Raw genomic sequence first — 14555 nt, forward strand, 5'->3', positions numbered from 1 at the left:
CCTACAGGGGGGGGTTGACGTCGTTCAGCGGGAGCTGAATCGACGGATTCGCAGACCGAGGTCCTGGACCAGCCCGGCCAGCCCCCGGGGCTGGAGGAGCAGGACGACGATGATCGTCAGCGCGAAGATGTACCTGGCGGCCGCGGCAGCATCGACGCCACCGGACTCACCGGTGGCGGTGATGATCGGCAGGGATGCCGCATGCTGCTGCAGCAACAGCGGCAGGGCGGTCACGAGCGCCGCTCCGAGCACGCTGCCCCAGACCGAGCCGAGGCCTCCGATCACGATCATCGCGAGATAGTTGATGGACATCGGCAGGTCGAACGCCTCGGGGGTCACGCTGCCGACCGCCAGCGCGTAGATGACCCCGGCGGTGCCCGCGTAGATCGCCGAGATCGCGAAGACGTGCCGCTTGCAGCGTCGGACGTCGATGCCGTTCATGGCGGCCAGCACCTCGCTGTCGCGGACCGCCGCCATGGAGCGGCCCAGACGGCTGTCGAGCATGTTGCGCGCCACGACGATGCCGGCGAACAGGACCACGAGGCCGACGTACCAGAGCTTCTCGTCACGACCGAAGGGCACTCCGGCGATCGTGAGCTCAGACATGCCGTCGGCGAACGAGAAGCCGAAGATCGACAGCTCTGGTGAGATCCGTCCGTTGTAGCCGCCCGACGCCGACCGCCAGTTGTCGAGGACGTGCTGGGCGACGAAGATCAGCGCGATCGTCGCCACACCCAGGTAGATGCCCTTGAGTCGCGACGCCAGAGGGCTGATCACGATCCCGACCACGCCGGCGGCGACCACCGCGAGGATCGCGGCCAGAAGGGGAGGAAGACCCAGCCCACCAAGCCCCGCCCCGTCCTCGGCCGATCCCGCGAGCCACGCGTAGCCGACTGCCCCGACCGCGACGAAGACCGGATGCGCGAAGGACAGCTGACCGGTCGAGCCGACCAGGAGGTTCAGACCGATGGCTCCGAGGCCGGCACCGGCGATCGCCAGGCCGATCTGCAACCAGAACGAGGAGAGACTGAGCGGTGCGAGGATCAGCAGGATCCCCACGACGACGATGGCGACCGACCGAAGATGCCGGCCCCGGCGGCGAGGCGCCACCGTGGGCACCTCGATCTTCTCGAGAGTGTCAGACACGAGTCAGCTCCTTGCTTCCGAAGAGACCGGACGGCCGGATCAGCAGCACGCCCAACATCACGACGTAGGGAACGACCTGGCTCGCGCCATGGCCCAGGAACGCCAGCTGGTCCTGGTACCCGGCCACGAGCGCCTCGAGGACGCCGATCACCAGGCCTCCGACCAGCGCTCCCCCGACGGAGTCGAGTCCGCCCAGGATCGCCGCGGGAAATGCGCGGAAGGCGATGGCGGCCAACGAGACCGTCACGCCCGGCGTCGGAGCGCCGGCCAGGAAGATCCCCGCCACGCAGGCCAGGGCACCGGCCACCATCCACGTCAGCGCACTGACCTTCGAGAGGCTGATGCCCATCAGGGAGGCGATCTCGCCGTCCTGAGCGGCGGCACGCATCGCGACGCCCCACGTCGAGAACTTGAACAACGCCAGCAGTGACCCGATCAGCACCAAGGCCACCGTCAACGCCAGCACGCGGTTCCACCCGACGCCAACGCCCGAGAGGGAGAGGTTGGACGCGCCCCACGGATGGCTGATGTTCAGCACCGTGGACCCGATGCTGCCGGTCAGGTAGGTGACCAGGAGCAGGTCGATGCCGATCGTGGCGATGCTGAGGTTGATCACGGGTGACCCCCGCATCCCGCGGATCACGAGACGTTCAGCCAGCAACGCCACGAGTGACGTCACGACGACACCGGCCACGACCGCGAGGGCGAAGGACGTCTCCTGACTGACCCTGGCGGTCACGAAGGCGCCCAGCAGCACGAGCGCACCGTGGGAGAACGTGACGACGTGGCTGGCCTTGTAGATGAGCACGATGCCGATGGCGACCAATCCGTAGATGGCGCCCAGCGACACTCCGTTGATGAGGAAGGAGAGGAATTGGTTCACGTCGTCGCCTTGTCGGTAGGGGCCGTGGTCGGGACTCCGCCGAGGTAGGCCTCGATCACGGCTGGGTTGGATCTGATGGCGCGGGGCTCTCCGGTCGCGATGACCGTGCCGAAGTCCAGGACGGTGCACACCTGCGCGAGCCCCATGACCAGCGGCATGTCGTGCTCCACGAGCACGACCGTCAGCCCCAGCTCCTCGTGCGTGCGGCGGATCAGCGCCGAGATGTCGCTCCGCTCATGGCGCGTCATCCCCGCCACAGGCTCGTCCAGGAGCAGGACGGAGGGATCGGCTGCCAGGGCACGGCCCAGGTCGACGCGCTTCTGGTCGCCATAGGGCAGCTCGCTGGCCAGCACGTCCATGCGGTCCCGAAGACCGACGAACTCGGCGATCTTCTCGATGGCACGACGTTGCTCGCGCTCTTCTCGCCGCACCCCCGGCAGTCGAAGGGCTGCGGCCACCGTGCCCTGTCGCATCTGCTGATGGCGGCCCAGGAGGAAGTTCCCCGCCACGGTCGTGTGGGACAGCTCGATGTTCTGGAAGGTCCGCGCGATCCCGAGTCCGGCCACGGCGTGAGGACGCATCCCCGTGAGTTCGTGATCGGCGTATCGCACGCTCCCCTCGCTGGCCCGGTAGACGCTGGTCAGGACGTTGAAGAGCGTCGACTTCCCCGCGCCGTTGGGTCCGATGACCGCGTGGATGGTGCCGGGCTCCACGTCGAAGCTCACGTGGTTCAGCGCGGTGACCGCACCGAACCGGACGGTGACTCCATCGACGTGAAGGGTGGATGGCTGACGAAGGTGCTCACGCATGAGTCGCCCCCCACGCGTCGGAGTCGGCGGCCGCGTCGCCGAGGTAGAGCGACTGGATGGCCGGATCGGAGGCGAGGTCCGCCGCGGACCCGGACATCTGGACCTTTCCCGTCTCGAGCACCACGGCATCGTCGGAGACCGCGAGCGCCATCCGGGAGTTCTGCTCGACCAGCAGGACCGCCGTTCCCTGACGGTTGATCTCGACGATCAGGTTGGCGATCCGCTGGACCACCACCGGGGCCAGTCCGAGCGATGGCTCGTCCAGGAGCAGGAGTTGGGGCGAGGACATCAGCGCTCGACCGATCGCCAGCATCTGCTGCTCGCCGCCCGAGAGCAGGACGGCGGGTTGCCTCCGGCGCTCCTCGAGCACAGGGAAGAGGTCGACGACGCGCTCGTAGTTCTCGACACGCCTCTTCCGGTCGACCAGACGTCCGCCGACCCGGAGATTCTCCTCGACGGTGAGGCCGGCGAAGACTCGCCTGCCTTCGGGCGAGAGCGAGATCCCGGCCGCGGCGATCGCGCCGGGAGGTGCGGACGTGATGTCCTGCCCCTCGAAGACGATGCTCCCTGACGTGACCGATCCACCGCTCGCGCCCAGCACGCCGGTCACGGCTCGCATCAGCGTCGACTTGCCGGCGCCGTTCGTGCCGAGGATCGCGGTGACGCGACCGGACCTGGCCTCCAGGTCGACTCCTTCGAGTGCAGAGATGCTGCGCCCGTAGATCACGTCGAGGCTCCTGATCGTCAGCACGCGGGCCGCCTGACGCCCGCATGGCGAGGGCGTGGCCGGTCGCATTCTGGCGAGATGTCCATGGGGTGGAAGTGCATGTGTCCCTCTCTCTCGTTGGCTCAGCCGGTCGATCGGCCGCGACGCGCGGAAGGCCCGCACATACGGAGCACAGTCGAATACCACTGCAGTTTCAGGCGGAAACGCGATGGACGTTTCCGTCTAGACGAGATAGTCTAGAGACGTCCGTCACAGATGTCCAGTGCTCGTCGAGCCGAATCCCGGCGCCTAGACGATTCCCCCTAGACGGTCTAGTCTAGTCCGATGTGAGGGCGACCACACCCCGCAGACAGGAAGGAATTCTCATGCTCGAATCGACCTGCACCCGCGCCACACCGGGCGGTGCCCGATGAGCACCATGACCGCAGAGAGCACCACGACGACGACCGGTTTCACCACGATGCTGGCCACCAACGCCGAGAGGGTCGGCAACGATCCCGCTCTGAGTTGGCTCGAGGAGGGTGAGCGGCGCAGTCACACCTGGCGCGAGCTCCACGAGCTGGTCCAGGACGTCGCCGCCGGCTTGGTGGCGACCGGCGTCCAGGCGGGCGAGCGCGTGGGCATCTTGGCCTCCAACCGCCCCGAGCACCTCATCGCCGACCACGCGATCCGGCTGTGTGGCGCGGTTCCAGTGAGCCTCTACGTGACGATGTCGACCGAACAGGCCCAGCACATTCTCAGCGACTGCTCGCCGAGCCTGCTGATCCTCGAGGGTGACGCGGTCGTCGAGCGCTTCAGCGGCCTTCGCTGGTTCATCGAGTCCGAGCCGGCCGTGATCACCATCGACGCGGACGCGACGACCGCCAGCTCCTCCAACTGGGGCGAGCTGCTCGTACGGGGTCACGCGCACCGGGACGAAGCGGCATCGGAGATCGCTCGCCGTGCGCTCGCGGTCGACCTCGACGACCCGGCCACCCTGATCTACACCTCAGGCACGACGGGAATGCCCAAGGGGACGATCATCACGCACCGCAACCTGCTGTGGGACGTCGAGGCGCTGATCCAGTCCGGCATCGTCGACTACGCCCAGAAGTCCGTGTGCTTCCTGCCGCTCGCGCACATCACCGAGCGGGTCTGGTCCATCTACCTAGCGCTGCGGACCGGCGGCGAGGTGCTCTGCTGCCCGGACGCCGCACAGCTCCTGCCCACGCTGAAGGTGTTCCGACCGAGCTTCTTCATGGCCGTCCCGCGCATCTGGGAGAAGTTCGCAACCGCCGCGCAGGTCTTCATCTCCACGAGCATGACCGACCGCGCCGACGAGATCGCTGCCGATCGCGAAGTGCTCCTGGAGCACTGGCGCAAGCGGCTCAACGAGGAGCCCATCTCGGCCGAGCTCTCGCAACGAGCCTCACTCGCCCGGAGCGGCTCGCTTCGCCAGGTACGCGAGTTCCTCGGGCTCGAACGAGCGTTCTGCTGCTCCGGGGCCGCCGGGCTGCGTGACGAGACCATCGAGTTCTACGCATCCATCGGCATCCGTGTCATCCAGGGCTATGGACTCACCGAGACGAGCGGACCGGTCATCACCGAGCGTCCCGACACCGTCCCCGCCCTCGGAACGGTCGGGATCCCCCTGCCGGGCGGAGAGATGAAGATCGCCGACGACGGCGAGATCCTCCTCCGCTCCCCCGGAAACACCCCCGGCTACCTCCACCTTCCTGAGAAGTCGGCCGAGCTGTACGCGGAGGACGGGTGGTTGCGCACGGGCGACATCGGGCGGATCGACGAAGCCGGTCGGCTCAGGATCACCGATCGCAAGAAGGAGATCATCGTGACCGCCACGGGCAAGAACGTCCCGCCGCAGTCCATCGAGAACCTGCTGGTCGGGCGGTCCTTCATCGGCCAGGCACTCGCCGTGGGCGACGCCCGTCCCTACATCGTCGCGTTGATCGTTCCGGACCCGGACCTGCTGACGATGTTCGCCAGGACCCACGGCTTGGAGGGCACGTTCGAGGAGCTCCTCACCCATCCGGTCGTCGAGGCGGCGGTGGCCGCCGAGGTCCACTACGCGAACTCCAAGCTCTCCCGCCCCGAGCAGGTGAAGTCCTGGCAGCTGCTCCCCCGCGGGTTCTCGGTCGAGGAGGGGACCCTCACGCCCACCCTCAAGGTCAAGCGCAGCGCCATCCACCAAGTGTTCAGCGACGAGATCGACGAGCTCTACACGCGGTCGCGCACCTGAGCGGATCACGCGACTTCTCGAGCCGTCAGGGGCTAACGCCGGGATGGATTGACGCACTGCGTCGCTCCATCCCGGCGTCGTCTCCTCGAACTCGGCGCAGTCCCTGTCGCTAGGGTCGACCTCGTCCCAACTGACAGAACCTGCGACATCCAAGGAGCACGATGAGCCGCGAGCGCGCCTACGCCTGGACTGACCCGAAGGAGCTGGCGGAGGCCGCCCAGCACCATGACGGCCGCGACTTCTTCGCACGACTCGTCAAGGCCGAGCTGCCCGCGCCACCGATCAACGCCACGGTGGGCATGTCGCTGGTCGAGGCCGTCGACGGCCGCGCGGTCTTCGAGCTCGAGCCGATGGAATGGCACTACAACCCCATCGGCACGGTCCACGGCGGCATCCTGGCCACGCTCGCGGACTCCGCGCTCGGATGCGCGGTCCACTCCAACCTGCCGGAGGGCGCCGCCTACACATCGCTTGACCTGACGATCAAGTTCACCCGCCCCGCAACCATCGACAGCGGCCTGCTGCGATGCGAGGGCCGCGTCGTCTCCATGGGCCGGCGCACGGCGACCGCCGAGGCCGAGATCACCGATCCCACCGGCCGGGTCATCGCCCGCGCCATCGCCAGCTGCCTCATCATGAGGCGCGGTTCGTGACCCCGGGTTGCGTGTCAGCCCGGGGTGAGGCGGTGGGAGCTGCTCAGTAGCCCTGGAAGTTGGCGGGGCGGCGCTCGATGAAGGACTGGATGCCCTCCTTGAAGTCCTCGCTGTCGAACACGCTCGCCCGGACATCGTCGATGGCCGCGATCGCAGCCTGCTCGCCGTGCTCGATGTACCGCAGCGCAGCCTCCTTGGTCGCGCGCACGCCCAGCGGCGCATTGGCGGCGATCTCATGCGCGAGCTCGAGCGCCCGGTCCAGCTGCTGACCGTGCGGGACGACCTCCTGCACGAACCCGAGCTCCAATGCACGCTGCGCGTCGAAGCGATCGGCACGCATCAGGTGGTACATCGCATTGCCCCAGCCGGTGCGCGTGAGGTAGCGAAAGTGGGCGCCACCGAGCGGCGCGATGCCGCGCGCGACCTCGAGCTGCTGGAAGACCGCCGAGTCGGCCGCGACGGCGATGTCGGCCGCCAGCATCATCTCGATGCCAATCGTGAAGGTGATGCCCTGGACGGCCGCGACGACGGGCTTCGTGGTCCGGCGACCCATCGCGAAGGGATCGACCAGGGCGGGATCGATGTCAGCATCAGCATCCGGCCCGAAGAACTTCGGCATGTCCAGCCCGGCCGTCGTGTGGTCCCCGGCGGAGTTGAAGACGGCGACCCACAGGTCGTCGTCCTCGTCGAACGTGGTGAGGTGCCCCGCCAGCTGACGCATCATGTCCGGCGAGTAGCTGTTCTTCTTCGCCTCGTTCGCGACGGTGATGATGGCGATGTGGCCCTCGGTGCGCAGGGTGACCTCGCCGGGAGCAGTGTCGGGGCTCATGTTCTCTCCTTCTGGCCGAGGGAACTCGGCGCGGTTCGTAAGATTAGACTAGATCGTCTAGACGACGCCGTCAAACCTTTCGTGCTTCCCGCCCGCGTCAGCGACCGACATAGCGTCCCGGCCTACGCTCCATGAACGACTGCAGCCCTTCGGCGACGTCCTGCGTCCGCACGATCTCGGCACGGCGCGCCACCAGGAGGTGCACGGCGGCCTCGAAGCCCTGGTCCGCTGCGGCCCGGCTCACCTCGAGCCCGTACCGGACTCCCAGAGGTGCCGCATCGGCGATGCGCTGGGCGATCCCGAAAGCGGTGTCGAAGAGCTGGTCCTCGGGCACGACCTCCTGAACCAGGCCGATGCGGTGACCCTCGTCCACGCCGAGCAGGTCACCGGTGAGCAGGTAGCGCTGCGCGTTGCCCCAGCCGACGCGCTGCTGCCAGCGGATCACCGCTCCCCCGAAGGCGAAGAGCCCGCGCACGGGTTCGGGCTGTCCGAGCCTCGTGCCCTCGGCGGCGACGATGATGTCGGCCGCCAGAGCGATCTCCAGACCTCCGGCGAGGCACATCCCGTGGACCGCCGCGACGACGGGCTTGCTCAGTCGTCGGCCCTCCAGGCCGAACGGGTCGAACCGATCCGGGTCGGCGGCTTCGTCGCCGGCTTCGACCATCGCCGGGAGAACCGTCAGGTCCGCCCCCACCGAGAACGAGGAGCCGTCGGCACGCAACAGCGCACAACGCAGATCCGGGTCCGCCTCGTACCGCGCGTACGCAGCCGAGATCCCATCGAACAGGTTCGCGTTGAGCGCATTGAGCTTCTCCGGACGGGACAGGGTGATGACGAGAACGTTGCTTCGCACCTCGGTCCTGACGACGCCATCGGGACGGTTCTCTTCGGTGCTCATGGGATCTCCTCGGGGACGTGGAACGGGTGGCAGTGACTAGACTGTATCGTCTAGTCGGCTCGCGCGCGTGGCGTCTCCCAGCGCGGCTCAGGCCTGACGACCTGCCAGACTGAGCCTGTGTGGGTGGGATGGATCGAATTCGATCTGCGACTCGGTGACGTGCACTCCCTCAAGGAGAAGCGCGCGATCGTGCGACCCATCGTCAACGAGCTGCGGCGCCGGTTCTCGGTGTCCACGGCCGAGACGGACTCCCTCGACCTGTACCGCCGCGCCGGGATCGGCGGCTCGCTCGTGTCGATCGACCGCTCTCACGTGGTGGAGGTGCTGGACGCCGTCGAGCGCTGGATGGCCGACCGGCCCGAGGTCGAGATCCTCCAGGCCCACCGCCACCTGGCCAGCAGCGCCGACGACGAGGACGACCAGGGCGAGCTCCCCTTCGGCTGAGCCGCTCCGTTCGCGCAATCCGGTGGGCCTCCCTAGGCTGATGTGACTCCGATCACCACCTACCAGGGGGCGCGATGAGCACGGCCGAGGAACGACCGACCACCTACCGCACGTTCGACGAGGTCCAGGAGACCCTGAGTCCGGCAGAGCAGCGGTTCGAGCGCATCCGCCGCACGACCGGACTGTTCGCCGGGCCCGTCCTGGGCATCGTGGCCTACCTCGCATGCAGCTCGCTCGACGAGCCGGCCCAGCGGCTGGCGGGCGTCCTGGCCTGGGTGGCCGTCTACTGGATCTGCGAGGCCATCCCGATCCCCGTGACGGCGATGCTGGCGATGGCCGCCGTCATCGCGCTGGGCATCGCGCCCGCCGACGACGTCTTCGGCTCGTTCGGCAACAGCACGATCTTCGTGTTCATCGGCGGCTTCATCCTGGCCGAGTCGATGAGCAAGCACGGGCTGGACCGGCGCTTCGCGTTCGGCATCCTGAGCCTGCCCGGCATCGCCAGCTCCACGACACGGATCGTCGTGGCCTTCGGCGCGATCACCGCGGTGCTCAGCGGCTTCGTCTCCAACACGGCCACCGCCGCGATGATGATGCCGATCGCCGCCGGCATCGTCGGCTTCATGGCCTCGGCGATGCGACGCAGCGGGGACGGAGACGTCGACGTGAACCCCCAGCGCCTGCGGTTCGCCACCGCCCTGATGCTGATGGTCGCCTACAGCGCCAGCGTCGGCGGCCTGCTCACGCCGGTGGGCAGCCCGCCCAACCTCATCGGCCGGGCCTACCTGGAGAAGGAGCTCGACATCACCATCCCGTTCTTCCAGTGGATGGTCTTGGCGTTCCCGCTCGTCCTGGTGATGTTCCTCGTCCTGTGCGTCCTGCTGATGCGACTCAACAAGCCCGAGCTCAAGCACGTGGAGGGCGTCGAGGGCTACATCACCGAGGAGCGCGAGAAGCTCGGCTCGATGGGCACCGGCGGGCGCAACACCCTCATCGCGTTCGGTGTCGCGGTCACCCTGTGGGTGCTGCCGGGTGCGGTCGGCCTGGTCACGGGCGGCGAGTCCGCGACCTACGACTGGCTGCTGGAGCACCTCGACGAGGGTGCCGTCGCGATCTTCGCGGCCTCGCTGCTCTTCCTGCTGCCGTTGAACTGGGGCCGCCGCGAGTTCACGATGAACTGGAACGACGCGGTCAAGATCGACTGGGGCACGATCATCCTGTTCGGCAGCGGCATCGCCCTCGGCGGGCTGCTGTCGTCCACGGGCCTGGCCGAGACGATGGGCACCTCGCTGGGCGACCTGCTGGGCACCGAGACGCTCGTCGGCATCACCATCCTGGCCACGGTCATCGCCGTGATCATCAGCGAGACGACGAGCAACACCGCCAGCGTCGTGGTGGTCGCGCCGATCGCCGCCCAACTGGCGCTGGCCGCCGACGTCAACCCGGCGATCCCCGTGCTCGCCGCGATCTTCGGCGCGTCGTTCGGGTTCATGCTGCCGGTCTCGACGCCCCCGAACGCGATCGTCTACGGCACCGGCATGGTCCCGATCACCAAGATGCTGCGCTCGGGCCTGGTGTTCGACATCATCGGCATCGTCATCATCGTCACGGGCGTCACCGTCATGGCGAACCTGCTGGGGATCGGCTGACCCGCTTCCGGATCCCCCACTGGGAGAACACGAACGCGGCCAGGGCCACGGCCATGAGCAGCACCAGCCCGACGGTGTAGCTGTGGTCCTGGGCGTCGTACGTCGCGCCCATCACCAGCGGTGGGAAGAACCCGCCCAGGCCGCCGGCGGCGCCGACGATCCCGGTCACGCTGCCGACCCGCTCGGGCGGTGCCAGCTGCGCGACCCACGCGAACACGGCGCCGGTGCCGAGGCCGAGGAAGAGCGCCAGCAGGATGAACGAGGCGCCGGCGGGGATCTCCGGCACCGGCTGCAGGGCCACCACACCGGCCATCACCACGGTGCCCACGAGCGAGACGCCCGTGATGACCTTCGGGCCGAGCTTGTCCGACAGGGTGCCGCCGAGCGGGCGCGCGGCCACGGCGGCCAGCGCGAACCCGGCGGTGCGCGTGCCCGCGGCGGCCAGGTCGAAGTCGTACACGTCCTTCAGGTAGGTCGGCAGGTAGGTCGAGAAGGCGACGAAGCCGCCGAACGTCACGGCGTAGAGGAACGACATCTGCCACGTGATCGGCAGCTTCAGGGCGGCGACCAGCTTCGGCGCGACCGGGTCGGTGTTGGAGGTCCACGCGGGCGAGTCGCGCATCATCACCCACGACAGCACCGCGACCGCGACCAGCGCCGCCGCGATCAGCACGTGCGTGAGCCCGTAGCCGAACCACTCCACCATGCGTGGCGTGAAGAACGACGAGAGCGCCGTGCCGCCCATGCCGGCGCCGAAGACGCCCGTGGCGAAGCCCCGCCGCGGCTTCTCGAACCACGCGTTCACGAACGGGATGCCGACCGCGAACGTCGTGCCCGCGATGCCGAGGAAGAACCCGAACACCAGCAGCAGTGGGTAGGAGCCCCGGTCGCCCGCGAAGGCGACGAGCAGGACGAAGGGCGCCGACAGGACCATCAGGACGGGGAACATGAGCCGGCCGCCGAAGCGGTCCGTCAGCGCTCCGGCCAGGATCCGCCCGAGCGACCCCACCAGCACGGGAGTGGCCACGAGCAGGGACTTCTGCCCCGCCGACAGGTCGAGCTGCTCGGCGTAGCGCACGCCCAGCGGCCCGATGACGTTCCACGCCCAGAAGCTGATCGCGAAGGCGAGGGTGGCCAGGGCGAGGTTCCTGCCCCGGCCAGCCTCGAGCTCGTGCTGCAGATCGGTCACCGTGATCTCCTTCCGCGCGCGTTGTCGCGCGTGCCGACGGGGTCCCATCCCGCCCGCGGGGCGCGGGCCCCGGCGCCGCGCGGAACATCGCGACTGCGGTAGACGATGTAGGGACGGAACAGGTAGTGCAGGGGTGCCGTGAACGCGTGGACCAGCCGGGTGAACGGCCAGACCGTGAACAGCAGCATCCCGACCAGGACGTGGATGTGGAACTGGTACGGGGCCGCGGCCATCGCCTCGACGTCCGGCTGGAGCCGGAAGATCGAGCGGAACCACGGCGAGACCGTCTCGCGGTAGTCGTGGGCGTCGTGCCCGGCACCGACCGACACGAGCGTGGTCCACAGTCCCAGCACGATGGCCGAGACCAGCACGACGTACATGACCTTGTCGTTCGTCGTCGTGGCCATGAAGACCGGCCCGGTGGTGCGGCGGCGGTAGATCAGCAGCACGATGCCGGCGAGCGTCGCGACGCCCGCGATCGAGCCGAAGAACAGTGCGTTGAAGTGGTAGAGGTCCTGCGAGACGCCGAGCGCCTCGGTCCAGTTCTTGGGGATCACGAGGCCGCCGAAGTGCCCGACCGCGACCATGAGGATGCCGAAGTGGAACAGCGGCGAGCCGATCCGCAGCAGCCTCGACTCGTAGAGCTGTGACGAGCGCGTCGTCCAGCCGAACTTGTCGTAGCGGTAGCGCCAGATCGTGCCGCCGACGAGCACGGCGAGCATCACGTAGGGCAGCACTCCCCACAGCAGGACGTCCATCAGCGCGCTCCTTCCGCCAACGGCAGGAGCCGTGGGTCGTACGGCTCCAGCCCCACCGACTCGACCGGCTGGACCGGGCCGGCCAGCGCCATCGCCTCGGTCCTCGTGCGCGGTGACGCCCCCGGCAGCGTCGCGCAGACGGCGCGAACCGCACCGGCCCACGGCGACGCGTCGTCCTCGAGCTCGATGCGCAGCAGCTCCAGGCTCGCGCGGTACTTCTGCAGCAGGGCGGTGCCCGTCTCCGGGTCGACGACGGCCGCGAACTCCAGGACCACCGGCAGGTGGTCGGGCAACTCGCCGTCGAGCCGGACCACCTGGCCGCTGTCGCGGTAGACCTGCTTGAACGCGGCCAGCACCTCACCGCGGCGACGCGTGTCGCCCTCGGTCCAGTAGGACAGGTGCAGCGCGTGCCGCCGGGTCAGGTCGAACGTCTCGACGTAGTCGTGCCGCAGCGTCTCAGGGGGGATCTGCTGGAGCGCCTCGACGACCGCGAGCAGCTCGCGCACGGCCTCCGTGGGCCGGCGCTGCTCGCGCAGGGCGTCGGCCAGTCCGGGCAGCGCGTCGACGACGTCGTCGTGCGGGTACGACAGCACCCACGAGGCGACCTGGTGGACGATGCGCGCGCTCACGAGTCGGCGCCCCGATCGGGGAACATCCCGGCCGGCGTCCCGTTGCCGTCCCAGTTCAGCAGGTTGACCCGGCCCCTCAGCTGCTCGTCGCTCGCGAGCGAGTCGCCCTCCTGCCGGTCCTTGAGCGCGTGGAAGGTCTCGACCGCGACCGGCACGGGACCACCGCTGGCCTCGCCGAACGGGCCCGAGCCGCCCATGCCGGGCCCCTCGTCGAAGTCCAGCGAGCAGCCGAGCTCCTCGAGGTCGTGCGCCTGCTCGGCGTGCGCCTTCGGGATGACGTAGCGATCCTCGTACTTCGCGATGGCCATCAGCCGGTACATCTCGTACATCGACTCCTCGGTCATCCCGACGGCCTCGGGGATCGACGCGTCGCCCTCGCGGCCGAGGCTGACGTCGCGCATGTACGACCGCATGGCCGCGAGCTTGTTCAGGACCTCGGTGATGACCTGGGTGTCACCCGCGGTGAACAGCTCGGCGAGGTACTCCACCGGGATCCGCAGCGCGTCGATCGCCCCGAACAGCGTCGCGGGCGCCTCGGCATCGTGGCCCTGCTCGCGCAGGAGGTCGACGATCGGCGACAGCGGCGGGACGTACCAGACCATCGGCATCGTGCGGTACTCCGGATGCAGGGGCAGCGCGACGCGGTACTTCTTGGCCAGCGCGTACACCGGCGAGCGGCGGGCGGCGGCGATCCAGTCCTCGGGGATGCCCTGCTCGCGGGCCGCACGCGCCACCTCGGGGTCGTCCGGGTCGAGCATGAGGTCGAGCTGCGCCTCGTACAGGTCCTGCGGATCGGGCGTGGACGCGGCGTCGGTGACGGCGTCCGCGTCGTACAGGAACAGCCCGAGGTACCGGAGCCGGCCCACGCACGTCTCGGCGCACACCGTGGGCAGGCCGACCTCGATCCGCGGGTAGCAGAACGTGCACTTCTCGGCCTTGCCGGACTTGTGGTTGAAGTAGATCTTCTTGTACGGGCAGCCGGTGATGCACTGGCGCCAGCCGCGGCAGCGGTCCTGGTCCACCAGGACGATCCCGTCCTCCTCGCGCTTGTAGATCGCGCCCGACGGGCACGACGCCATGCACGACGGGTTGAGGCAGTGCTCGCAGATCCGCGGCAGGTAGAACATGAAGGTCTGCTCGAACTCGAACTGGATCTTGTCCTCGCTCTCGCGCCGGACCTTCTCCACGATCGGGTCGAGGTGCCCCATCTCGCTCGTGCCGCCGAGGTTGTCGTCCCAGTTGGCCGACCACGAGATCTTGGTGTCCTCGCCCGTGATGAGCGACTTCGGCCGCGCCACCGGGAAGTCGTCGCCGAGCGGCGCGTCGATGAGCGTGGAGTAGTCGTACGTCCACGGCTCGTAGTAGTCGCTCAGCTCGGGCTGGACCGGGCTGGCGAAGATGCCGAACAGCTTGCGCAGGCGACCGCCGGCCTTGAGCACGAGGTTGCCGCGGCCGTTCAGCTCCCAGCCGCCCTTCCACTGCTCCTGGTCCTCGTAGCGCCGCGGATAGCCCTGGCCGGGCCGCGTCTCCACGTTGTTGAACCACACGTACTCGGTGCCCGCGCGATTCGTCCACGCCTGCTTGCACGTGACGGAGCACGTGTGGCAGCCGATGCACTTGTCGAGGTTCATCACCATGCCCATCTGGGCCATGACTCTCATGCTCGTCCCTCGCATTCGTAGTTTCGACGCGGTCGCAGAGCGAC

The 14555-nt window shown here is 68.6% G+C and carries 14 protein-coding genes; 4 read left to right on the top strand and 10 right to left on the bottom strand.

Annotation, left to right across the window (positions count from 1 at the left end):
- Positions 1-24 precede the first annotated feature (24 nt).
- The 4 genes from B5D60_RS02960 to B5D60_RS02975 all read right to left on the bottom strand — a co-directional run bounded on the left by B5D60_RS02960 (position 25) and on the right by B5D60_RS02975 (position 3589).
- Positions 25-1146: a branched-chain amino acid ABC transporter permease gene (locus tag B5D60_RS02960; RefSeq protein ID WP_078698772.1), complete on the bottom strand. Its 1122-nt coding sequence runs from the start codon at positions 1144-1146 to the stop codon at positions 25-27.
- Positions 1139-2029: a branched-chain amino acid ABC transporter permease gene (locus tag B5D60_RS02965; RefSeq protein WP_078698773.1), complete on the bottom strand. Its 891-nt coding sequence runs from the start codon at positions 2027-2029 to the stop codon at positions 1139-1141. Before B5D60_RS02965 ends, B5D60_RS02960 begins: the two co-directional genes overlap by 8 nt.
- Entirely contained in the window at positions 2026-2754 is a 729-nt protein-coding gene (locus B5D60_RS02970; RefSeq protein WP_231948953.1) for an ABC transporter ATP-binding protein, read from the bottom strand. The genes B5D60_RS02965 and B5D60_RS02970 overlap by 4 nt, the downstream gene beginning before the upstream one ends.
- A gap of 76 nt (positions 2755-2830) precedes the next feature.
- On the bottom strand, positions 2831-3589 hold the full coding sequence (locus tag B5D60_RS02975) for an ABC transporter ATP-binding protein (protein WP_231948954.1): 759 nt from the start codon (positions 3587-3589) through the stop codon (positions 2831-2833).
- A gap of 394 nt (positions 3590-3983) precedes the next feature.
- Between B5D60_RS02975 and B5D60_RS02980 the strand changes: the two genes are divergently transcribed.
- Entirely contained in the window at positions 3984-5801 is a 1818-nt protein-coding gene (locus B5D60_RS02980) for an AMP-dependent synthetase/ligase (RefSeq protein ID WP_172806243.1), read from the top strand.
- A gap of 161 nt (positions 5802-5962) precedes the next feature.
- Positions 5963-6454, top strand: a complete 492-nt coding sequence (locus tag B5D60_RS02985) for a PaaI family thioesterase (protein WP_078698777.1) — start codon at positions 5963-5965, stop codon at positions 6452-6454.
- 43 nt (positions 6455-6497) lie between these two features.
- Here the strand turns inward: B5D60_RS02985 and B5D60_RS02990 are convergent, their stop codons facing one another.
- Together B5D60_RS02990 and B5D60_RS02995 are read right to left on the bottom strand one after the other, a co-directional pair.
- Positions 6498-7283, bottom strand: coding sequence for a crotonase/enoyl-CoA hydratase family protein (locus B5D60_RS02990; protein ID WP_078698778.1), 786 nt, complete (start codon positions 7281-7283; stop codon positions 6498-6500).
- A gap of 97 nt (positions 7284-7380) precedes the next feature.
- A complete protein-coding gene (locus B5D60_RS02995; protein ID WP_078698779.1) occupies positions 7381-8181 on the bottom strand; it encodes a crotonase/enoyl-CoA hydratase family protein in 801 nt (266 codons plus the stop codon).
- A 123-nt stretch (positions 8182-8304) separates the two neighbouring features.
- Between B5D60_RS02995 and B5D60_RS03000 the strand changes: the two genes are divergently transcribed.
- Both B5D60_RS03000 and B5D60_RS03005 read left to right on the top strand, forming a co-directional pair.
- Positions 8305-8625, top strand: a complete 321-nt coding sequence (locus B5D60_RS03000) for a DUF503 domain-containing protein (protein WP_231948955.1) — start codon at positions 8305-8307, stop codon at positions 8623-8625.
- 74 nt (positions 8626-8699) lie between these two features.
- The gene (locus B5D60_RS03005) at positions 8700-10274 is read left to right on the top strand and encodes an SLC13 family permease (protein ID WP_078698781.1); all 1575 of its coding nucleotides are present in this window, start codon (positions 8700-8702) and stop codon (positions 10272-10274) included.
- Here the strand turns inward: B5D60_RS03005 and B5D60_RS03010 are convergent.
- From B5D60_RS03010 to narH, 4 genes are read right to left on the bottom strand one after another with little or no spacing between them, the layout of a single operon-like run.
- Positions 10246-11463 (bottom strand): MFS transporter, encoded by a 1218-nt coding sequence (locus B5D60_RS03010; RefSeq protein WP_269456869.1) that lies wholly within the window; start codon positions 11461-11463, stop codon positions 10246-10248. The genes B5D60_RS03005 and B5D60_RS03010 overlap by 29 nt on opposite strands.
- A complete protein-coding gene (narI, locus tag B5D60_RS03015) occupies positions 11460-12221 on the bottom strand; it encodes a respiratory nitrate reductase subunit gamma (RefSeq protein WP_078698783.1) in 762 nt (253 codons plus the stop codon). The genes B5D60_RS03010 and narI overlap by 4 nt, the downstream gene beginning before the upstream one ends.
- A complete protein-coding gene (gene narJ, locus B5D60_RS03020; RefSeq protein ID WP_078698784.1) occupies positions 12221-12850 on the bottom strand; it encodes a nitrate reductase molybdenum cofactor assembly chaperone in 630 nt (209 codons plus the stop codon). Before narJ ends, narI begins: the two co-directional genes overlap by 1 nt.
- Positions 12847-14511 (bottom strand): nitrate reductase subunit beta, encoded by a 1665-nt coding sequence (gene narH / locus B5D60_RS03025; RefSeq protein ID WP_078698785.1) that lies wholly within the window; start codon positions 14509-14511, stop codon positions 12847-12849. Before narH ends, narJ begins: the two co-directional genes overlap by 4 nt.
- Positions 14512-14555: the final 44 nt, after the last annotated feature.

The organism is Aeromicrobium choanae (assembly GCF_900167475.1).
In the GTDB taxonomy this organism is placed as follows: Bacteria; Actinomycetota; Actinomycetes; order Propionibacteriales; family Nocardioidaceae; genus Aeromicrobium; species Aeromicrobium choanae.

Bases quoted from the DNA above. Each gene is read 5' to 3' on its own strand.
- B5D60_RS02980 (WP_172806243.1), top strand. From the start codon at position 3,984: ATGACCGCAGAGAGCACCACGACGACGACCGGTTTCACCACGATGCTG.
- B5D60_RS02985 (WP_078698777.1), top strand. From the start codon at position 5,963: ATGAGCCGCGAGCGCGCCTACGCCTGGACTGACCCGAAGGAGCTGGCG.
- B5D60_RS02990 (WP_078698778.1), bottom strand. From the start codon at position 7,283: ATGAGCCCCGACACTGCTCCCGGCGAGGTCACCCTGCGCACCGAGGGC.
- B5D60_RS02995 (WP_078698779.1), bottom strand. From the start codon at position 8,181: ATGAGCACCGAAGAGAACCGTCCCGATGGCGTCGTCAGGACCGAGGTG.
- B5D60_RS03005 (WP_078698781.1), top strand. From the start codon at position 8,700: ATGAGCACGGCCGAGGAACGACCGACCACCTACCGCACGTTCGACGAG.
- narI (WP_078698783.1), bottom strand. From the start codon at position 12,221: ATGGACGTCCTGCTGTGGGGAGTGCTGCCCTACGTGATGCTCGCCGTG.
- narH (WP_078698785.1), bottom strand. From the start codon at position 14,511: ATGAGAGTCATGGCCCAGATGGGCATGGTGATGAACCTCGACAAGTGC.